Raw genomic sequence first — 20,961 nt, 5'->3', positions numbered from 1 at the left:
ATCAAATTTTAATATTGTTTTTTATTCGGTTTTGAACTCATATAAAAAGTAATTTTTCCGCCATTGATAACATCTTCATGTTTCAAGAAAGGTTGGTCAAGCTTTTTACCATTCAATAAAACCTTGCTCACAAACACATTTTTATCGGATTGATTTACCGTTTCTACTTCAAATTTCTTTCCGTTTTCTAGATTAAAAACTGCCTTTTTCACTAACGGACTCCCTAATGCATACTCGTCAGAGCCCGGAGCAACCGGATAAAATCCTAAACTGCTAAAAATGTACCAGGCACTCATTTGTCCAAAATCATCATTTCCTCCTAAACCGTCGGCTCCGTTTCGGTACATTTTTTTCAGAATCATCCTGATTTTGTCCTGAGCTTTCCAGGGTGAATTGGTCCAGTTGTACAAATAAACGACATGATGAGAAGGTTCATTTCCATGAACATAGTTCCCGATGATACCGTCTCTTGTAATATCTTCTGTGTTTTCAAAATATTTGTCCGGTAAATGCATGTTAAACAAGGAATCCAAACGAACTTTAAACTTCTCATTACCTCCCATCAATTTGATCATATCTGCTGGATCCTGCGGAACATACAAACTGTAATTCCATGAGTTTCCTTCAATAAAACCCTGACCGTGTGTATCCAGCGGATCAAATTCTTTCTTGAAAGTTCCGTCGTTTAATTTAGGACGCATAAACCCCGTCTTAGCATCGTAAACATTTTTATAATTTTTAGATCTTTCGATGAACTCTTTATAAATTTCTGTTTTGCCTAACTTTTTTGCGGCCTGCGCAATCGCCCAGTCATCATAAGCATACTCCAAAGTTTTTGAAACCGAAGCACCGTTTTTGTCTTCAGGAACATAACCTTTTGTCATATAATATTCCAATCCGTCATAATAAGGTACTTTTGCAGTGTTCACACAAGCCTGAAGTGCTTTTTCAGCATCAAAATGAGTATTGCCTTTTACAATCGCGTCCGCAATTACAGAAACGGAATGATAGCCAATCATGCACCAATTTTCATTGGCATAATGCGACCAAATAGGTAACATCTTATGCACACTTTGATCAGAATGTGCCAGCATAGAGCTAATCATATCCGAGTTTCGTGTTGGCTGCACCAAGTTGAATAACGGATGCAAAGCACGATAGGTATCCCATAACGAGTAACTGGTATAGTTTTTAAAATTCTCCGTTTTATGAACATTCATATCCAGACCTTTGTAGTTCCCATCTAAATCCATGTATTCAGTCGGACCTAAAAAGGCATGATACATAGCCGTGTAAAAATTTACCAAATCTTCTTTCTGAATGGTCTCCACCTGAATTTTATTCAGTTCGTTGTTCCATACTTCCTGACTTTGTTTTTTTACTTTTTCGAAATCCCAGCCCGGAACTTCTTTTTTCATGTTTTCGAGTGCACCGGCAGAACTTACAGGCGATAAAGCCATTTTAATTTTGACTTTCTCTCCCTCTTCTGTATTAAAATCAAAAAACAATTTTAAGTTCTGACCCGCCATTTCTGGAAAATTTTTCGTTTGATCAAACCTTCCCCAAAAACCTCTGTACACGCTTTTTTCTAATGCCGCCTGACCGTAGCTTTTAATAGGCTTACTAAAGGCCATAGCAAAATAGACCGTTCTGGTTCTCGCCCAGCCGTTTGTCTGACGGTAGCCCGTAATCAAAGTATCATTCTCTACACGAACAAAAGTCCATACATTTTTTTTATCATAATTGTAAATTCCAGAATTCAGATCCAAAATTATATGTGCCTCATCTGACTTCGGAAAGGTATACTGATGCATTCCTACACGTGTTGTCGCTGTAAGTTCGGCTTTAATTTTATGGTCTTCCAAAAGCACACTGTAATAGGCTGGTTCCGCTTTTTCGGTGGTATGGGAAAATGCCGATCGGTAACCTGATAATGGTTTTGAAGCAACGCCCGGATTCAATTGTAACTTTCCTGTTGTCGGCATAATTAGAAAGTCGCCTAAATCAGAATGTCCTGTCCCACTAAAATGAGTGTGACTAAATCCTACGATTGTTTTATCTTCATATTGATATCCTGCACAATATTTATAGACATCTCCGTTGTATTTTCCATTTGTACTGTAAGCTATAGTATCCGTTTCGGGGCTCAACTGTACACTTCCAAACGGAACTGTTGCACCGGGATAGGTATGTCCCATTTTGGCTGTCCCAATCATAGGATCAACGTACTGAATCAGATCTCGTTTTTCAGTCATTTTTTTCTGAGCATTTGCTGTACAACCAAATATTAAAAAGGATAATCCAAAAACAAAATTTTTACAATTTATTCTATTCATTAGTTTTCTTTTAATGATTATTTTTTGCTTAAAACAGTATCTGGTATTTACTAAATCGATTTACCAATACTTTTAGGTTCGAAAAATACAACAAAATACGCTTTTAAAAAAAATAAAATGATCCGTTCTCAAAAGCTTTTAAATACCTTTGATTCTGTAAAATGTCATAACATACATGAAAAAATATATTTTATTGTGGATCCTTCTTTATAGCACATTCAGTTTTGCACAAAAAACAGAAAGCCTCAGACTAACAAAAAAAGAAATCACTCAAAGGAAGCTCGGCACTCTTTCTGATTTTCCAATCTATAAAGCCTTCGAGTGCTCAGATAAAAGTGGGGTTTATGAATTGCTTTTCTGCGAAAACCAAAAAACAATCACCCAAAAAGATACTTTAAATACAAAAATCCAGGCCATTTATGTCTATAATGATCATGGAGGTTTTCTTGAAAAATGGAGAATCAATGATTTGCTGGAAGATTATAATCCAAAAGAAACAAATATCTGGTTCTGGACAAAATACAGCAGTACCAAAGATCTTGACGGAGACGGATATATCGATCCAGTAATCGTTTACGGTACAAAAACAGAATACAACGAAATAAGACGTATCAAAATTATTACCGTCTACCAAAACAAAAAATATGTGATTCGTGCCGTAGAATGTGATCTGGATTATTGCAGAAGTTTTAAAAAAGACAGTAATTGGAATTCTTTACCGCAAAAAATAAAAACCCACATTGATCAATTGGTTGTCAAACTTAGAAAAGAACAAAATTTAATTTTGAAAGACGGTTAGAAAATAAATGAAAAATCTTAAGTTTTAAAATTCTAATGAATTCTATTCTTAAATTCTCTTAATAAAATAGGCCGAACCGATGGTTCTTCTTTTCCTTCCATTACGTTTTACCGGATTAAAATCCGGCCCTACAATATGGACCGAACCGATGGTTCTTCTTTTCCTTCCATTATGTTTTACCGGATTAAAATCCGGCCCTACAATATGGGCCGAGGCTAGCGCCTCTTTTGTAAAGCTTACGCTTTAATTTTTTTCTTACCTCATTAAAAATTCATTTCTTAGCGAGGTATCTTCATTTATTACAAAATTATATGTTATGTTTAGGAGTTCCGTAGGAACGAAACATATTGTAGCAGCGGATTTTAATCCGATGCAAAATAATGCATCATATCCAGGAGTTCCATAGGAACGGCACATATTATGACTACAGATTTTATTTTTTTGAACAAATTACAAATCCACAATGATCTTATAAAATGGCACAAACCGATGGTTCTTCTTTTGCTCTTGCGACATTTAAACCGGATTAAAATCCGGTCCTACAATATGGGTCGAGGCTAGCGCCTCTTTTTAAAGCTTACTTTTTAAATTTTCCTTTACCTCATCAAACCATTCGTTTTGCAGGATGCTCAATACAATAGAATCACGACGAACATCACTATTTGCAGTTGGCATATGACTTCTTAAAACACCCTCGACTTTGCAACCAATACTTTTCATTGCAGCAATACTGCGTTCGTTATTATTATCGGCACGAAATTCTACTCGTTCCATACCAAGTGTTTCGAAGGCAAATTGCAGCAATAAAAATTTACAATGTTTGTTCAGTCCGGTCCCTCTAAATACCGATCCATACCAGGTGAACCCTAATTGAAGTGTTTTATATTCCAGATTCATGTCGTAGAAACGGGTTGAACCTGCATATTTTTGAGTTTTTTTATCAAAAACTATAAACGGAAATTCTTTTTGGTTTTCTCGGGCTTTTATCGCTAACTGAATATATTTGATCAGATTTTCTTTTCCATCTGCACCTACGAGTGAGTACTTCCAAGTTTCCGGTTCGTTTATAGAAATTTCCAATAAATTATCGACATCTGATTCTTGTAAAGGGCGTAATAAAACGGAATCGTCTTCTAAAATTATAGTATGGGAGAAATTAAAATTCGATGTTGTCATGAGTTTTTTTTTGAACCGCTCTCTATAAAGTCTTCTATTTACTTTATCTAAAAACTATTTCACAGAGAGACACTAAGTTTTACAAAATTGATGGTTTATTCACTCATTTCGTCATAACGCTCCGGAACTTGCGGATCGTATAACGGACATTTGAATTCTTCCATCAGTTCTACCAGCTTGTTCATGGTTTTACCTTCGGTTCCGTAGCAATCGATTTTGACACTTTGTGGTGTGGTGATTACCTGAAAAGCACCTTTTCCTGAATTGTTTTTCCAGCTGTTTTCATCGACTCTTTCCCATTGAGAGAATACAGAATTTATTCGGTTGATTATGACGTCTACCGGAAGTGTTTCAAGTCCTTCAACTTGTTCTTTTTCTGTAAGAGCTTCGTAAACTTCGTGATGGTTTAGATAAACTTCTTCTAAATATCTCCAAAAAAGTAATTCGTACATAGCCTAATGTTTTTTAGCCCCGATAGCAGTGAAAATCCTTTTACTTTTTCCTTTAAAAAGTAAAAGATTGCAACGAATAGCGGGATTAGCTCCTAAAAAAGCAAATTATTAATAAAAAAGGTTCTGTTGTAAACTCCAGTATAAAAAACCTTTGCAACTCAGAACCTTTGAACTTTTGTAACTCAAAAAAATTAATATTCGAATGTTCCGTATTCACTGTTAATGGTAAGTTTTTTAGCAGTTGCTGCTTCTACTCTACCAACAATTTGTGCGTCTACATTAAATGATTTTGAAATTGCAATAATGTCTTGTGCAATATTTTCAGGAACATAAATTTCCATACGGTGACCGCAATTGAAAACCTGATACATTTCTTTCCAATCGGTTTTAGATTGCTCCTGAATTAACTTGAATAATGGCGGAACCGGAAATAAATTGTCTTTTATAATATGTAAGTTCTGAACGAAATGTAAAATCTTAGTCTGAGCTCCTCCACTGCAATGCACCATTCCGTGAATATCCTTTGGCGTATAAGTATCCAAAATTTTCTTAATGATTGGCGCATACGTTCTGGTTGGAGAAAGAACCAGTTGCCCAGCATTTATTGGACTGTTTTCGACAGCATCCGTTAAATTTACCTGACCTGAATATATTAATTCTTCGGGTACAGCTGCATCGTAACTTTCCGGGTATTTCACTGCCAGATATTTTCCAAAAACGTCATGACGTGCAGAAGTTAATCCGTTGCTTCCCATTCCTCCGTTATAGCTTTTTTCGTAAGTGGCCTGACCAAAAGAAGACAATCCAACAATTACATCTCCTGCTTTTATGTTGGCATTATCTACCACGTCACTTCGTTTCATACGAGCAGTTACCGTAGAATCTACAATAATAGTACGAACAACATCACCAACATCGGCAGTTTCACCTCCTGTTGAATGGATGGTTACACCAAAAGATTTTAATTCGTTGATTAATTCTTCGGTACCGTTGATAATCGCCGAAATGACCTCGGCCGGAATTAAGTTTTTGTTTCTTCCAATTGTTGACGAAAGCAAAATATTGTCGGTTGCACCTACACACAATAAGTCATCAATATTCATGATTAAAGCATCCTGAGCAATTCCTTTCCAAACCGAAATATCTCCGGTTTCTTTCCAGTACATATACGCTAACGATGATTTTGTACCGGCACCGTCAGCATGCATAATCAAACAGTGCTCCTGATCTTGTGTTAAATAATCAGGTACAATTTTACAAAATGCCTGCGGGAATAAACCTTTATCAATATTTTTTATGGCGTTGTGTACGTCTTCTTTTGATGCCGAAACACCTCTTTGTGCGTACCTTTTGCTAGAATCTGAACTCATGTAACTTAGTTTGTGTTGATGTGGTGCAAAGATAATCCCTTTTTTTAATTCTTTGATTGATTCGTATGTCTGATTCGCAAAAAAAATCGGCAAGCTTTTAGGCACTGCCGATTTTTTTCAATAAAATTGGTTATCAAAAATTGAGTTTTTACTGTTTTACCTCCAATCCGGCATTGAAGCATTCTGGAATAGTGTTGTTCTGGAACCATTACTATTGCTGCTAGAAATAGTAACTTTTTGTATAGTGTTGGCTGATAAACCATCATTTGATGTATTGACATAAATCAGCTCCGCTTCATTTGGAGAGAATTTTACATCGAAATCATTAAATCCATTTGGTTTTTGACTTGCCAATTCGGTTGAAGTATTATCCGCAACTGTGTAAATAAATATTCTGGAGTCTAATCGTCTGTAAGTCGAATTTTCGAATCCTGAAATATCTCTGGTATAGGCAATTTTACTATTGTCTACAGAAATACTAATACCACTTGCGCCACCCGTTACTCCGGAAAGCACCTGATACAATACATCACCGGCGGTATTGATAACATATATCTCAACACCGTATCCCGACATATCATTTACTTTAAGTACAATTTGTGACCTGTCCTGACTCCATTCACATTCTGAAATGAATTTTCCGTTTGGCGTTTTAAACAATTGAACCAATCCCGATCCGTCAGAATCAATGCGATACAATCTGTCAAAATTTGGATAAATAATTTGTCTTCCGTTGGTGCTCCAGCAATAATTAACATACTCCATATTAAATCCTGCTATCGGTATAAAGTTTGTAATTTTTTTGACATCAGTACCATCCGGATTCATTGTGAAAATTTGATTTAATGATCCGTCAGAACTTATATAAGCAATTCTGTTGATGCTTAAATTTTTTCTCGGTCTGTAGCTGTTTACTTCGGCAGAGGATAATTGAAGTTCGTTTCCGGCTTCATCGGCTGTATAAATGACATTGTTATTTTTTACTTTTTTAACATACAAATATCTCGGATTTGGAAATGCTAAAGTCGTAAAGGAGTTTGTAACACTATTTATGGGTTTGTTAATTCCATCGTCTACGGTTACCTGCCAATAGTATTTTGTGCTAAAACTTAAACCTGAAATATTAAGTTTTGTCGCTTTTAGATTGGCATAGGTTTTAGTTTCGTCTGTTGTTCCGTTTTTCACCGTAACGGTATAGGTCATCGGATCTGATTCCGGATCTTTTGCTGTCCAGGTTAAATCTACGGTCAGTGGCTGTGCTGTGGCATTGTCTGCCGGTGCGGTTAGTACGGGAACATCTGGTGGTTTGTTATTGGCAGTAGAGACTTGTAACTCAAAAATAATCTGAGCTGTTATGTCTTTCTCAACAGTCGCAGGTTCAAATCTGGCCGTAAAACCATCTTTCTGGGCCTGAAAAGAATATTTTCCCAATGTTATTTTATCTATCTCGAAATATCCGTCTTTATCCGAAAATACGGTACTCGTAGTTGGGCTTGAAGAAATACGTGCGTTTTCTATTCCTTCATATGTTCGCGCATCTACTACTCTTCCTTTTATTGCTCCCGTTCCTGTTTCATCGACTTGATCTTCACTACAAGAAATCAAAAGCATAAAGCATATCAATATTTTTAGTCCTATTTTCATTGCGGTCTTGATTTAGTTAAACTTATCTTGACTTTTTTTTCTATTTTTTATTGAAAAAATATCGCTCTTTGGCATTATACTGCCGAACTATTTTTTCTTATGCTTGAAACTTTTTGGGAAGTAATAAGTGAGTCCCAAACCAAGTTTCCAGTAATAATCATCTCTTTTACCTCTTACGATATAATCGACATTATCGCTAAAGGCCATATTATATTCTGCGAATAATTTTACTCCTAACTGACTGGTAGCCATATATTCGACACCACCTCCAAATTGAACTTTACTATGGAAATTTTTGTAGTCCTTATTAAATTCAAATCCGTAACCCCCATAAATAAACGGCGTCAGAATATCACGAGGTAATATGATGCATTCGAGATTGAGATCTGTAGATATATATCCCAAATCGTCTTTTCCTTTATTCTGAATTTTGAATACATTGGTTGAAGCGCTTATGTTAAAAGCCGGAGTGAAAAAATATTTCACCGCCCCCCTGGCCATTGGACGCGGCTCAGGACTTTTATAATCGCCTTGTATAATAGTTGTTCCACCGGAAATCTCTATACCAAAACGGCCTCTTTTGCCTTCTAAATTTCTATCGTATAATTGGGCCAGATCGGCTTCGCTTTTTTCTTTATCGTAGGCTGATACAAAATTATCGATTTGATTTTGAGGCGCATTCACTTCCCAAAGCTTGTCTTTGATTCCTTCTACAATAAGACCTTCAACAGCTTTTTCTATGGCTTCGGTAACTGCCAGCTGAATGGGTTCGTTTCTGGTAAAACCGGTTTCTACTTCCAAAAGTCGATTTAGATTTACATATCGAAATAAACTGGCGTCTATACTTTGTGATAAAATGGTCTTAGAAACGTAAACCGTGTTTAGTATTTTTCCGTTTGAGGTGGAAACCAATCTTAAATATACCGTAACCCGATCTTGTCTGTATCGTGTAGAACCTCCGGCGCCAAAATATCGGGCTCCAAAACCTCCGGTAATAATATTGGTGTCATAAGAAATAATACCGCCCTCTAATAAAACTCCCGCAAAGAGTAAAGGCGTCAATACTGCTTCACTGCCTTCTTTTTTTGCTTCATATTCCTGACGTGTAGACCGGATAATGTTTCGTTCGTTTAATAAATTTCCCAGATTCTCACGTTCTATAGGAACAAACCATTTTGAATCTTGAAGTGCTTTTATTAAAATAGAAGTAGCACCCTGAGTAACTGCTGTGCTAAATGTGCTTCCAACTTCCGTCGCTTTGTATTGACCAGTCTGGTCTTTAAATTTATATACGCCCACCACAATCTGTTCTTTTGGTTTTGGCATATCGACTAAGTGCTCAGTTGCAGAAGTGTTTTCTCCAAAAACAGCTTTCTGAACTCCTACGGGTTGATTAAAATAAGCGCCACATCCTGAGAGTAGGCAGGTTATTAACAGTAGAAAAAGGAGAGTTTTATTCATAATTAGTTATTTTTTAATAATAAAACATGAACTTACTTTTTATAAAAATCGAATACCAGACTATTTACCCGGTATAATAACTTGCGTTTGCTCGCCAGTTTCTATATCCAGAATATTGACAACCATTCCTAAGTTAGAATTGTAAATATCCACAGACAGCGTTCCGAATACATAATTGCCCGGAGTAAGTCCTCCTCCACCGCCAGTACCGCCGCCAGAACCTGTACCTGACCCAAATTGACCTTCAAATAATGAATTTGAAATTCGGTTGAGCAATTGGTTATTTAAAGTACTTTTAAAACGCTCCAAATCTGTTGGCTGCTTGTATCCGTTTGCAGTGTCTTCTTTATAATCATTTTGTGCCTGTGCAGAACTAAGCATCCATTGATAATTAAAAGTTTCACCACCGCTAAAAGCGGGATTAATAGGTTTATAAGCAAGATCCTGTGCGGAAGAAACGGTACAAAAACCCAACACAAATACGAATGAAATTAAATTTTTCATATTGCTGTTATTTAGTTTCCTACATTAAAAAAAAAGAAAAACTCCTCTACAAAAATTACTTCTCGATTATTAATATTGAGTTATTTATTAATACTGAGTTATTATTTTATTCTGTTTTTCGATGTCTTTAAAATACTTAAATGCTTTTGATGCGGCAGATTCTGCCATGTATTTTAAAAAATCTTCGTCCGGACGTGAAATAAATTCTTCCACTATTTCTCCATCTACCAGAATAGTAATTTTTGTTGTACGTCCAAAAGTCAATTCCTCCTGAACGGTCACGATTTTACTTGTATTAATTCTTAGCTTTGAATATTGTGCGTAAAAAAAATCATAAAAATCATTCCCCAGTTTTGTTTTGGTATCATTAGCAACAATCCCGATCATTTCAATTCCATCTACAGGAATTGACTTTCCGGTATCTGATACTTTATCTTCTCCAAAAACAACACGGTCTTTGCCTATCAGTTCATTTTTTTCATCATAAATCAATAGCAATATTATGATCTCATCTTCTGGTGTAAAATTAACCTGCGTTTTAGAAAGTTCCACTTTTTGAATCGGTTCCAGTGTGACTCTTCCGTCCTGCGCATTATTTGATTTATTCGAGTTTTTTTTGTTTTTTTTAAATACAGTCAATTTATATGATATGTTCTTAAACTGCGATTTTAAGTTTTCTGCAGTTCCCGTAATAGCAAGTAAATTTTCTATTTCTTTTACTTCTATTTTGGCTTTTACTTCAATGTGAACTTCCTGAGAAAATCCAGATTCAGAAAAAAAAATAGCAAAAACAATAATCAATATGCTCCAATACTTTTTCATGATACTATCGATTGAATATGTAAATTGTCCCCGAGTTTCCCGTTTGATTAATTATTAAATCTTTAGATATCGAATTTGAGCCGGTACTGATTACCGATAAATTATTGCCATACTGATTGATTGCCATGGAAGTGACTCCACGCGAATACATCGAAGTATCATTTATATAATTGTTATTGCCTGTTTGTGTGTAGGACTGATTGATTTCATCAGCATATTTGTAGACATTCATGTAGTTATTGTTGCCTGTCTGTTGTGCGGTAACATAAGCATTATTACTTATGATGGTTAAATTGGCTTGATTGTAGTTTCCAATTTGAGCAACAGTTACGATGTTGCTGCTTCTGATGTATTGATTTACTGTTTGATTCTGATTGCGATTGTAGGCTTCATTTAATAAATAGTCACTCCTATTCACATCAATTACTTGAGAGAATAAAATCCCTGTGATTAGTAAGAATATAAAAGTGGCTAAACGTTTCATGACCTTTTGTAATTTAAAAAAAGGAAGAACTTAATAGTTCAAGTTCTTCCTTTTCCCGGTTTATTCTTAGTTAGATTGAATTACTACACTTCCATTTAAGAAACCTGTTTGAGTAACTGTACTCATATGATCGTTTCCAAATTGTGCAGTAGCTGCAAAGTTGCCGGCCCCGTATTGTTGAATACTAGAAGTGTTGTCCCAACCTAATTGTAGAGTAGCTGCATTGTTAAACAGTCCGAATTGATCTGTAGATGCGGTGTTGTCATTTCCGAATTGAATTGTCAAAGCGTTATTGGCAAGACCAAATTGATTAGTAGTAGCTGTATTGAAGTTACCGATCTGTAATACATCAGAATTGTTGTAAGCTCCAATTTGAGTAGTAACTGCAAGATTACCGAACCAGATTCCCTGAGCGATGCTAGAGTCATTATTGTCTCCGATTTGTGTTACTACAGCAACATTCCCTCCTCCTAATTGTCCAACAGTAGACTCATTATCATCTCCATATTGTCCTACGATTGCAACGTTGGCAATACCTATTTGGTCAACATCTGAGCTATTAGTTGCTCCTACCTGAATTACTAGTGCACCATTTAATAAACCTGTCTGGTCCACATCACTCATGTTACCTTGCGCAAAAGCTGCGACTCCCACAAACAGCATCGCGGAGATGCTTAAAATTGCTTTTTTCATAATAAATATATTTAATTGGTTATTAATTCAATTTATTACGTAGGTCAGTATGATTTAGGGAAATCATCTACTCAAAATCTTCATTCAAAAATAAAAATCAAAGCTCTTATTTTCTTTCTTCATGATCAAAATTAGAAAACTTATCACCAACCAAAACAGGTATAAATACCTATTTTCCAATATCTTAATTACTTTTCGATGAAGTGTAAAACTATCTCGATGAACTACTTTAATGTGTTTTTTTCTTAGCAAGAAAAAAGCTACTTTTAATAATTTGATCATAATTTCACTTATACATTTGTTAAAACAAAATCATAATATCATTTTTTTAACAAAATCACAAAAAAATCCTGTCTTTTCCAAGACAGGATTTTAAGAGAGCGTATAGTCTAAATGTTATTTGGTAAACAACAATTCTCTGTACTTCGTCAAAGTCCAGCTTTCATCATCTACTAATAATTCTAATTTATCACAGTGATTGCGGATGTCTTCAAAATAGGGTTTTACTTTATTACAATAAGCTTCTGCCATTTTTTGCGCATCGGTCAATTGATTTGCCGTTCTTCGTTCACTAGTCATAGCCAGTACTTTAGAATTGATTCCTTCTATATGACCTGAGATTTCTTTGATCAGAACAATTTGTTCTTTTGCAATAGTTTCAAACTCTTTACCAAAAATCTCTTTTAACCCTTTTACATTTTCAATTAAAGTATTTTGGTAGCGAATAGCGGTTGGAATAACATGGTTTCTCGCAATATCTCCTAATACTCTTCCTTCGATCTGGATTTTCTTGGTGTATTCTTCCAATTCAATTTCGTAACGGGCTTCCGCTTCAACGTGATTCAGAATTCCGAGCTCGTCAAATAATTCCAAAGCCTGTTTCGAAACTTTCGCTTTAATCGCTTCCGGAGTAGTTTTAAAATTACTCAACCCTCTTTTAGCCGCTTCTTTTTCCCAAGCATCACTATAACCATCACCTTCAAAAAGGATTTTTTTAGACTGCTTGATGTATTCTCTTAAAACATTAAAGATCGCATCATCTTTCTTCATGTCTTTAGATTCAATTAAACCGTCTACTTCTATTTTAAAATCTTTCAATTGTTTAGCCACAATAGCATTCAGAGTAGTCATTGCGTTTGAACAGTTGGCATTCGAACCCACCGCTCTAAACTCAAATTTATTTCCTGTAAAAGCAAAAGGCGAAGTTCTGTTACGGTCCGTATTGTCCAAAAGAACGTCCGGAATTTTCCCAACAACGTTTAATTTTAAATCTGTTTTTTCCTCAGGAGATAATTTTCCGGTGGTCACACTTTCCAATTCCAATAATACTTTAGACAATTGTGCTCCAATAAAAACAGATATAATTGCCGGAGGTGCCTCGTTAGCTCCCAAACGATGATCGTTGCTCGCCGTTGCAATAGAAGCTCTCAATAAAGTTTCATAATCGTTAACTGCCTTAATCGTATTGATAAAGAAGGTTAAAAACTGCAGATTGCTCATTGGCGTTTTACTCGGACTCAATAAATTAACACCTGTATCTGTTGCCAATGACCAGTTGTTATGTTTCCCCGAACCGTTTACTCCTTTAAAAGGTTTTTCATGAAACAGCACTTTAAAATCATGACGCTCTGCTACTCTTTGCATCACATCCATTAATAAAGAGTTATGATCTACTGCCAGATTGGTCTCTTCAAAAATCGGAGCTAATTCAAACTGATTAGGCGCTACTTCATTATGACGTGTTTTTACAGGTATACCTAATAACATACACTCCTGCTCTAAATCTCTCATATAAGTTAACGCGCGCGTCGGAATAGATCCGAAATAATGATCGTCTAACTGTTGTCCTTTTGCCGAAGTATGCCCTAATAAGGTTCTTCCTGTCATCATTAAGTCAGGACGGGAATTCGCCAATGCCTTATCAATTAAAAAGTATTCTTGTTCCCAACCTAAAGTAGCGGTAACTTTCTTTACATTTTTATCAAAATATTTACACACTTCTGTCGCTGCTTCGTCCATAGCAGATAAAGCTCTTAACAACGGAATTTTATTATCCAAAGCTTCTCCTGTGTAGGCTATAAATACGGTTGGAATACACAAAGTCGTACCATAAATAAATGCCGGAGAAGTTGGGTCCCAGGCGGTATAACCTCTTGCTTCAAATGTATTTCTGATTCCGCCATTTGGAAAACTTGAAGCATCTGGTTCCTGTTGTACCAATTGTGCTCCTCCAAACTTTTCTACAGGATCGCTTCCATCATAAGAAGTTTCAAAAAAAGCATCATGCTTTTCTGCTGTTGTTCCTGTAAGAGGCTGAAACCAGTGTGTATAATGGGTAACACCTTTTGATAATGCCCATTCTTTCATACCCATGGCGATATAATCAGCCAGTTTTCTGTCTATTTTAGTTCCATGTTGAATGGCATCCCTTACTCCTTTTAAAGCATCAGAAGTTAAAAATTGCTTCATTGCTTTTTCATTGAACACATTTAAACCAAAGATGTTCGACTTTCTGTCTATTTCTTCAAAATGTACCGGCTTTCTTGTAGAAGCTTCTTGTAAAGCTTGGAAACGTAATGTTGACATGTATATAAGTTTAAAAATTCGTAATCATTTTCATTAAAAAAAGAGAAACAAATATAAACAATAAACTCCCCTGTTTGAAACATAAATCCTATAATGTTATCCAACGATTTATCAACATTAAATGCTTTTTTCAAAGAATAATGAATTTGATTCAAAGAAATATAACAAAACACCGCAGTATTATTCATTAAACGAACATTTTTCCATAATTTCTTAGTTTAAAAATTTAAAAATCACCCCTCATTTTTACGAATTTGCCTTTTTACACTATCAAAAATTACTTTTTTAAAAATATACCCCTTCAAAAATTACGCTTATCTAAAAAATAGTAACACTCAAAACAAAATAGCCCCCTAATTTTTAGGAGTGAAAAAATAAATCTATCTTTGACCCAACGAAAAAAAACAAAAAAATTAATTTATATTATTATGGCTAAAATTAAGTTAGAATACATTTGGTTAGATGGATATGAACCAACCCAAAATCTTAGAAGTAAAACTAAAGTTGAAGAGCACGAAAATTTCAAAGGAACGTTAGCTGAACTTGGGAATTGGTCATTTGATGGTTCATCAACCAAACAAGCCGAAGGCGGATCTTCTGACTGTCTTTTAGTTCCAGTTGCAATCTATCCAGATCCAACCCGTATTAACGGATACCTGGTAATGTCAGAAGTTATGTATGCTGACGGAAGACCACATCCTTCTAACGGTAGAGCTACAATTGACGATGATAATGAAGATTTTTGGTTTGGATTCGAACAAGAGTACTTCATCATGGATACTAAAACTCAACTTCCTCTTGGATTTCCAGTTGGAGGTTACCCTGCTCCACAAGGGATGTACTACTGCTCTGTAGGTGGAAAAAATACGCACGGGAGAAAATTAGTTGAAGAGCATGCTGATTTATGTATCGCTGCCGGTATTAACTTCGAAGGTATCAATCAGGAAGTTGCCTGCGGACAATGGGAGTTCCAATTATTCGCTAAAGGTGCTAAAAAAGCCGGAGATGAGATCTGGGTTGCCCGTTACTTATTAGATCGTTTGACTGAAAAATACGGTTATTATATCGAATACCACCCAAAACCACTTGGAGATACCGACTGGAATGGTTCAGGTATGCATGCTAATTTCTCTAACGAAGTATTGAGAACATGTGGAGACCAGGCTACTTACGAAAGAATCTGTGAAGCTTTCCGTCCTGTTACTGCTGAACATATTGCAGTTTACGGAGCTTATAACGATCAACGTTTGACTGGTAAACACGAAACAGCTTCTATTCATGATTTCTCTTATGGCGTTTCAGACAGAGGATGTTCTATCAGAATTCCGTTAATGACTGTACAAAAAGGATGGAAAGGCTGGTTAGAAGACAGAAGACCTGCTTCAAACGGTGACCCATATAAAATCGCTGCGAGAATTATCAAAACTGTAAATTCAGCATTGTAATTATTCGTTATATCATACTCAAAAGTGCCCCTCAATTATGAAGGGCACTTTTTTTGTAAACCTGTCTTTTAAAAACCTTTAGCATCTAAACAAGAGAACAATTTAGAGCAATTTAGAGTTAACTTTTTAATAATTCATTTTTAGATTTAATTTAAAAACTATCTTTGTGAATCACTAAAAAAACATCCTAATGGTTTGGATTTTCTTCTTAATAGCTGTTGCACTTATTCTTGCTTTAGACTTAGGCGTTTTTAACAAAAACCCGCATATCATTAGTACTAAAGAAGCAAGCAAATGGACTCTTATCTGGGTAACCCTTTCTTTTCTTTTTTCAGGAGTTATTTATTGGCTCTATACCACAGATTATATTGCAAATCCTGATAATCTGAAACCCGCTGTAGCTTCTATGAAGTTTATAACCGGTTATCTGATTGAATTATCTCTAAGCGTTGACAATATTTTTGTAATCGCAATTATTTTTACTTCCTTCAAAATACCTCAGAAATACCAGCATCGTGTTTTATTCTGGGGAATTCTTGGTGCTGTTGTTTTCCGTGGATTAATGATTTTCTTTGGAGTAATGCTCATCAATAAGTTTAGCTGGACCACCTATTTATTTGGTGCCTTCCTGCTTTTCACAGCCATCAAAATGTTGTTCACCGGAGACAATGAAGATTTTCAGCCCAAAGACTCTTTTATCTACAAAACACTGGGAAAAATTATTCCGATTACTTCCCAAATGGATGGAGAGAAATTTTTCATTCCCACAAAAACGGCAAAAAAAGCAGCCACTCCTTTATTTGTAGCCCTTATTGTGATTGAATTCATGGACGTTCTTTTTGCAGTAGACAGTGTACCTGCCATTCTAGCCATTACTTCTGACCCATTTTTGGTATTCAGTTCTAATATTTTTGCTATTCTGGGATTACGTTCGATGTACTTTTTCTTAGCCAATATGCTGGCAAAATTCAGTTATCTGGAATATAGCCTTATCGCTATTTTAAGTTTCGTAGGATTAAAAATGCTTCTTCACGATTTTTTCCATGTACCAGAATGGGCTTCTTTAGCCTTCATTGCCCTTTCACTTTTAGCCGGTATTCTGGTTTCGCTTAAATTTGGAAAAGAAAAAGAACTTACTGATTCTGATTTGTAATATCATTTCAAAACATATATGTAATAAAAAAGGAAATCTTTCGATTTCCTTTTTTTATGATTGAGATTTTCAATTTAGTTTCTTAACATTACTATCATCAATATTGTACTTTTTGATAACCGCGTTATAATCTAAATTATCACTTGTTACTTTTTTTCCGCTTTTTGCATTTAGCCCATCATCACCCGGAATAATAACTACTCTAAAGACTTTTCCTAATCTAAAGCTACTCGGCAATTGAGAATAATCACTTAAACTCCCCGTAATAAAGATTGTAACTCTATTTTTCGAAAAGGTATAATTGTATTGGGCAGTTTCCAGACCGTTATTGAAGTAGTATATCTGAGGTAATAATGCCCAGCTATCCGGTCCACTTGTACTTACTAATTCATACACTAAAATATTATCTCCTGACAACATGCCTGAAGGTGTACTGGTAACGGAAAAATTTGGTCCAACAAAATTGGCATCAACTTCATAAACATAAGGAATTGCAGAATCTGGCCCTGGAGGCCCCACTGGCCCTTCTGGTCCTTCACAACTAGAAAATGTAATTAGTCCAACGACTGCAACTGCGAAAAGTGTAAGTATCTTTTTCATAATTTTTATAGTATTACTTGTTTTTAGAATATATATAAAGGTATTCCAAAAATCAAACCAAAAAAAATATTTCGCACCGTTCTTGTTAGAATTTTCTATTATTTTTTTATAACCTGCTGATTTTTAAGTAGTATTTTATTAAAAAATAATACATGATAAGGCAATGAATTCTCCCAATAATCCCAGGTATGTGCTCCCGCACGTTCGGTATAATCATGATCTACCTTATTATAAACCAATCTTCGGTGCAATTCTCGGTTGGGTTCTATCAAAAAATCATCGACACCACAATCTATAATTAAAGGAAGTTTATTTGTTTTTAATTTGTCCAACATTCCCATTACAGCATATTGTGCATACATTTCAGAACTGTCGCTTTTATCCCCAAAAACGGGCTGCATTAATTTTACGATCTGAGCCGATGCATCCCTATTTAACATTACACTCATATCGACTGCACCACTCATACTACCCGCTGCACAAAACAAATCCGGATGTTTGGCAGACAAATACAAAGCACCATGCCCTCCCATAGAAAGACCTGTAATGACTCTTCCGCTTTTGTTGCTTATGGTTCGGTATGTTTTGTCTACTTTCTGAATCACTTCCTGAGTGATAAAAGTTTCAAACTGACTTCCTTTATTCACCGGACTGTCCAGATAAAAACTAAACGTTTCTCCTTCGGGCATGACGATAATAATATTGTATTGATCGGATAAATTCTGCACTAGTTTTTTATTTGGGGTATTTTTTAGCCAGTCGCTAAAATGCCCATAAGCACCGTGCAGTAAATACATCACTGGAAATGCCGATTTACTTTTTGAATACGAATTTGGCAAAACAACCGCGGCTTTGTAGGTTTTGCTCATGGCTGTACTTGCAACTTGTAATGTATCTACTTTTGCCGCATAACTCATTGAAGTAACGCCCAAAAAAACAGCAAATACTAAAATTCTAAAGTTTTTCATATTTAAATTTTTCTGATTAAGGATTGTAAATATAACTTTTTCAAAATGAACCTTATGAAAAACTCAGCCGTTTTTTCGACGCAGAATCAGGGAATTTGTTGGTTTTTTTTTTACTTATGTTTGAGATAGTTTTGATCTGGAGTATGTTTTTTTTTACCACGAATTACACAAATTAAGTAAGGCTAAATAATTTTAAAAAAATACAACCGTAGACTAATAAACTCTAACATATTAAAAAAGATTTAGCACAAACATTCAAAAATCAAATTCGCGCAATTCGTGTAATTCGTGGCAAAAAAAACCACTCGTAGAAACGAATGGCTTTGATATTTTAAAAAGACAAGCATTACCAGATTACCACTCGCAAGCTATCCGGCTGATACATTTTATCACCTTTTTTAACGTTGAATGCCTTGTGGAACTCCGGAATATTACTCAACGGCCCGTTAACTCTGAATTGCTCAGGCGCATGTACATCGGTCATAATTTGATTGATTTTTGACTCGTTCCTCCTATTGATCATCCAGGAATAAGCATAGGCTAGAAAATAACGCTGATCAGGAGTTAGTCCGCTGATCTTTTCCTTGTTTTTATATTGAGCTGTTTTTTGAAATGCTTCATATCCCATAATAACACCTCCCAAATCGGCAATATTTTCACCTTGAGTAGCATCTCCGTTTACATTTTTTCCAAGTATGCTGAATTTGTTATATTGATCTACAATTAATTTTGTCTTTGCTTTAAATTTCTTCAAATCTTCTGCTGTCCACCAATTGTTTAAATTTCCTTTTTCATCGTATTGACTCCCCTGATCGTCAAAACCATGTGTGATCTCATGTCCAAAAAACGAACCTCCAATAATTCCATATAGTATGGCATCGTCCGGCATACGACCTTCGTAACCCGGAACGATAATGTTACAGGCTGGTATTACAATCTCGTTATTACTTGGATTGTAATAAGCATTGTAGGTTTGTGGTTGCATAACCCATTCGTTTCTGTCAACCGGTTTACCATATTTGTTTATCATAAATTTATAATCCCAAATATTAGCTCTCATTACATTTCCACAGTACGAGTTTCCATCTATTGAAAGCTGGCTCATATCCTTCCATTTATCAGGATACCCTAATTTCATTACCATTTTACTCAACTTATACAATGCTTTTTGTTTGGTAACCTCACTCATCCAGTCTAACTTTTTAATGTGCGAAGCAAATACATCACGAATATTGTTTCCTATTTCAAGCAGTTTCTCTTTTACACCTTTTGGCATATACTCAGCAACGTATACCTGACCAATTAATTCTCCCAAAGACGAATCGGTTTGTTCTACTACTCTCTTCCAACGTGGTTTTTGAGTCGATACACCGTTTAATACTGTAGAATAGAATTTGAAATTTTGCTTTTCAATAGCCGAATTCAAATAAGGGGAATAGCTGTTTATAAGATTCCATTTCAAATACGTTTTCCATTCTTCGATCGTATAACTTTTGAGTGTCGAATTTAAGGCTTTAAAAAATTCCGGTTGCCCAACAATTACAGAATCGGCTTTGGTCACTCCTAAAATCGGCAGAACTTTTTTCCAGTCGATATTGGATGTAAGGGCATTGAACTGATCAATACTTAATTTATTGTAATTTTTGATCGGATCACGTAATTGCTCTAATTTTCGGGATGATTTTGCCAGTTCGGTTTCAAATTTCAATATTACTGCCGCATTTTTTGCAGCAAGAGATTCTTCTTCACCTGTTAATCGCATCATTGTTTTAAGATGCGCCAAATATGCTGCACGAATTTCTACATTTCGTTTATCAGCATCCAGATAATAATCCCTTTGTCTCATTCCAATACCACCTTGCCCAAAGAACAACGCATACTTTGTGCTGATTTTATCATCCTGTCCAACATAAAATGAAAAACCCGGATCTGCTCCAACAGTTTGCAAATGCGCAATTCTGTTAACCAGCCCCGAAACATCTTTAATTTCACTGATCTTGTTGATTTCTACATTTAACGGAGACAAACCTGCTTTTTCGATCGCAGTAGTATCCATTCCTGAAGCATAAAAATCACCTATTTTTTGCTTGTTACTGCCTTTTGCAAGAGATTCATCTTTTGCCGAGTTTTCGCAGATACTTTTAATTTGCTTATTAATAGTATCCATTACAATTCTCATGATACCATTATTACTATCAGTAGCAGCAATAGGATTTTTTTTAAACCAGCCATTATTAGCATAGTTAAAAAAATCTTCAGCAGGGTTTATCGTGGTATCTCGGTTGGTTAGTAGCGGATCTGAAAATACCGTTTCTTTTTTGCTACAGCTTAAAAAAGCCATTCCAACAAGGAGAAACGCAATTCGTTTTTTAAATAAATTCATGCGGTTATAAAGTTTAGTTGATTGTGTTAAATATATTCTTGCCCTGATTGTTACATTTTAAGCATAACAAACATGTAAATATAAT

The 20,961-nt window shown here is 35.4% G+C and carries 17 protein-coding genes; 3 read left to right on the top strand and 14 right to left on the bottom strand.

Annotated elements, in window-relative coordinates; translation table 11 throughout:
* Positions 1-8: 8 nt before the first annotated feature.
* On the bottom strand, positions 9-2,336 hold the full coding sequence (locus AC3IS6_RS12850) for a GH92 family glycosyl hydrolase (protein WP_489159876.1): 2,328 nt from the start codon (positions 2,334-2,336) through the stop codon (positions 9-11).
* Positions 2,337-2,511: 175 nt separating this feature from the next.
* Between AC3IS6_RS12850 and AC3IS6_RS12845 the strand changes: the two genes are divergently transcribed.
* A complete protein-coding gene (locus AC3IS6_RS12845) occupies positions 2,512-3,135 on the top strand; it encodes a M949_RS01915 family surface polysaccharide biosynthesis protein (RefSeq protein ID WP_489159874.1) in 624 nt (207 codons plus the stop codon).
* A gap of 570 nt (positions 3,136-3,705) precedes the next feature.
* On the opposite strand, the gene AC3IS6_RS12840 is transcribed toward AC3IS6_RS12845, so the two are convergent.
* The 10 genes from AC3IS6_RS12840 to AC3IS6_RS12795 form a co-directional block, all read right to left on the bottom strand.
* The gene (locus AC3IS6_RS12840; RefSeq protein ID WP_489159872.1) at positions 3,706-4,311 is read right to left on the bottom strand and encodes a GNAT family N-acetyltransferase; all 606 of its coding nucleotides are present in this window, start codon (positions 4,309-4,311) and stop codon (positions 3,706-3,708) included.
* Between the two features lie 95 nt (positions 4,312-4,406).
* On the bottom strand, positions 4,407-4,763 hold the full coding sequence (locus AC3IS6_RS12835; RefSeq protein WP_489159870.1) for a hypothetical protein: 357 nt from the start codon (positions 4,761-4,763) through the stop codon (positions 4,407-4,409).
* Between the two features lie 191 nt (positions 4,764-4,954).
* Positions 4,955-6,133 carry an AIR synthase related protein gene (locus AC3IS6_RS12830; RefSeq protein WP_489159868.1) on the bottom strand — a complete coding sequence of 393 codons (1,179 nt, stop codon included), beginning with the start codon at positions 6,131-6,133 and terminating at the stop codon, positions 4,955-4,957.
* Between the two features lie 156 nt (positions 6,134-6,289).
* Entirely contained in the window at positions 6,290-7,777 is a 1,488-nt protein-coding gene (locus AC3IS6_RS12825; protein WP_489159866.1) for a carboxypeptidase regulatory-like domain-containing protein, read from the bottom strand.
* An 87-nt stretch (positions 7,778-7,864) separates the two neighbouring features.
* Positions 7,865-9,238: a CsgG/HfaB family protein gene (locus tag AC3IS6_RS12820; RefSeq protein ID WP_489159864.1), complete on the bottom strand. Its 1,374-nt coding sequence runs from the start codon at positions 9,236-9,238 to the stop codon at positions 7,865-7,867.
* A 60-nt stretch (positions 9,239-9,298) separates the two neighbouring features.
* Positions 9,299-9,742, bottom strand: coding sequence for a curli assembly protein CsgF (locus tag AC3IS6_RS12815; RefSeq protein WP_489159862.1), 444 nt, complete (start codon positions 9,740-9,742; stop codon positions 9,299-9,301).
* Between the two features lie 87 nt (positions 9,743-9,829).
* Entirely contained in the window at positions 9,830-10,564 is a 735-nt protein-coding gene (locus tag AC3IS6_RS12810; protein ID WP_489159860.1) for a CsgE family curli-type amyloid fiber assembly protein, read from the bottom strand.
* 4 nt (positions 10,565-10,568) lie between these two features.
* Positions 10,569-11,048, bottom strand: coding sequence for a hypothetical protein (locus AC3IS6_RS12805; protein WP_489159858.1), 480 nt, complete (start codon positions 11,046-11,048; stop codon positions 10,569-10,571).
* A 66-nt stretch (positions 11,049-11,114) separates the two neighbouring features.
* Positions 11,115-11,741 (bottom strand): hypothetical protein, encoded by a 627-nt coding sequence (locus AC3IS6_RS12800; RefSeq protein ID WP_489159856.1) that lies wholly within the window; start codon positions 11,739-11,741, stop codon positions 11,115-11,117.
* 396 nt (positions 11,742-12,137) lie between these two features.
* Positions 12,138-14,327: a glutamine synthetase III family protein gene (locus AC3IS6_RS12795; RefSeq protein WP_489159855.1), complete on the bottom strand. Its 2,190-nt coding sequence runs from the start codon at positions 14,325-14,327 to the stop codon at positions 12,138-12,140.
* A 428-nt stretch (positions 14,328-14,755) separates the two neighbouring features.
* Between AC3IS6_RS12795 and AC3IS6_RS12790 the strand changes: the two genes are divergently transcribed.
* Both AC3IS6_RS12790 and AC3IS6_RS12785 read left to right on the top strand, forming a co-directional pair.
* Positions 14,756-15,772, top strand: coding sequence for a glutamine synthetase beta-grasp domain-containing protein (locus AC3IS6_RS12790; protein ID WP_489159853.1), 1,017 nt, complete (start codon positions 14,756-14,758; stop codon positions 15,770-15,772).
* A gap of 190 nt (positions 15,773-15,962) precedes the next feature.
* The gene (locus AC3IS6_RS12785; protein WP_489159851.1) at positions 15,963-16,925 is read left to right on the top strand and encodes a TerC family protein; all 963 of its coding nucleotides are present in this window, start codon (positions 15,963-15,965) and stop codon (positions 16,923-16,925) included.
* A 69-nt stretch (positions 16,926-16,994) separates the two neighbouring features.
* On the opposite strand, the gene AC3IS6_RS12780 is transcribed toward AC3IS6_RS12785, so the two are convergent.
* From AC3IS6_RS12780 to AC3IS6_RS12770, 3 genes are all read right to left on the bottom strand, one after another.
* On the bottom strand, positions 16,995-17,525 hold the full coding sequence (locus AC3IS6_RS12780) for a hypothetical protein (RefSeq protein ID WP_489159849.1): 531 nt from the start codon (positions 17,523-17,525) through the stop codon (positions 16,995-16,997).
* A 98-nt stretch (positions 17,526-17,623) separates the two neighbouring features.
* Positions 17,624-18,493: an alpha/beta hydrolase gene (locus AC3IS6_RS12775; protein ID WP_489159848.1), complete on the bottom strand. Its 870-nt coding sequence runs from the start codon at positions 18,491-18,493 to the stop codon at positions 17,624-17,626.
* Between the two features lie 346 nt (positions 18,494-18,839).
* On the bottom strand, positions 18,840-20,876 hold the full coding sequence (locus AC3IS6_RS12770) for a M13 family metallopeptidase (protein WP_489159846.1): 2,037 nt from the start codon (positions 20,874-20,876) through the stop codon (positions 18,840-18,842).
* Positions 20,877-20,961: the final 85 nt, after the last annotated feature.

The sequence above is a fragment of the Flavobacterium sp. KH_035 genome (assembly GCF_057839565.1).
This window is presented reverse-complemented; position numbering and strand designations above follow the sequence as displayed.

What these genes read in the sequence shown, in the direction of transcription:
- AC3IS6_RS12850 (WP_489159876.1), bottom strand. Translation starts at nt 2,336, where the DNA reads ATGAATAGAATAAATTGTAAAAATTTTGTTTTTGGATTATCCTTTTTA.
- AC3IS6_RS12845 (WP_489159874.1), top strand. Translation starts at nt 2,512, where the DNA reads ATGAAAAAATATATTTTATTGTGGATCCTTCTTTATAGCACATTCAGT.
- AC3IS6_RS12840 (WP_489159872.1), bottom strand. Translation starts at nt 4,311, where the DNA reads ATGACAACATCGAATTTTAATTTCTCCCATACTATAATTTTAGAAGAC.
- AC3IS6_RS12835 (WP_489159870.1), bottom strand. Translation starts at nt 4,763, where the DNA reads ATGTACGAATTACTTTTTTGGAGATATTTAGAAGAAGTTTATCTAAAC.
- AC3IS6_RS12830 (WP_489159868.1), bottom strand. Translation starts at nt 6,133, where the DNA reads ATGAGTTCAGATTCTAGCAAAAGGTACGCACAAAGAGGTGTTTCGGCA.
- AC3IS6_RS12825 (WP_489159866.1), bottom strand. Translation starts at nt 7,777, where the DNA reads ATGAAAATAGGACTAAAAATATTGATATGCTTTATGCTTTTGATTTCT.
- AC3IS6_RS12820 (WP_489159864.1), bottom strand. Translation starts at nt 9,238, where the DNA reads ATGAATAAAACTCTCCTTTTTCTACTGTTAATAACCTGCCTACTCTCA.
- AC3IS6_RS12815 (WP_489159862.1), bottom strand. Translation starts at nt 9,742, where the DNA reads ATGAAAAATTTAATTTCATTCGTATTTGTGTTGGGTTTTTGTACCGTT.
- AC3IS6_RS12810 (WP_489159860.1), bottom strand. Translation starts at nt 10,564, where the DNA reads ATGAAAAAGTATTGGAGCATATTGATTATTGTTTTTGCTATTTTTTTT.
- AC3IS6_RS12805 (WP_489159858.1), bottom strand. Translation starts at nt 11,048, where the DNA reads ATGAAACGTTTAGCCACTTTTATATTCTTACTAATCACAGGGATTTTA.
- AC3IS6_RS12800 (WP_489159856.1), bottom strand. Translation starts at nt 11,741, where the DNA reads ATGAAAAAAGCAATTTTAAGCATCTCCGCGATGCTGTTTGTGGGAGTC.
- AC3IS6_RS12795 (WP_489159855.1), bottom strand. Translation starts at nt 14,327, where the DNA reads ATGTCAACATTACGTTTCCAAGCTTTACAAGAAGCTTCTACAAGAAAG.
- AC3IS6_RS12790 (WP_489159853.1), top strand. Translation starts at nt 14,756, where the DNA reads ATGGCTAAAATTAAGTTAGAATACATTTGGTTAGATGGATATGAACCA.
- AC3IS6_RS12785 (WP_489159851.1), top strand. Translation starts at nt 15,963, where the DNA reads ATGGTTTGGATTTTCTTCTTAATAGCTGTTGCACTTATTCTTGCTTTA.
- AC3IS6_RS12780 (WP_489159849.1), bottom strand. Translation starts at nt 17,525, where the DNA reads ATGAAAAAGATACTTACACTTTTCGCAGTTGCAGTCGTTGGACTAATT.
- AC3IS6_RS12775 (WP_489159848.1), bottom strand. Translation starts at nt 18,493, where the DNA reads ATGAAAAACTTTAGAATTTTAGTATTTGCTGTTTTTTTGGGCGTTACT.
- AC3IS6_RS12770 (WP_489159846.1), bottom strand. Translation starts at nt 20,876, where the DNA reads ATGAATTTATTTAAAAAACGAATTGCGTTTCTCCTTGTTGGAATGGCT.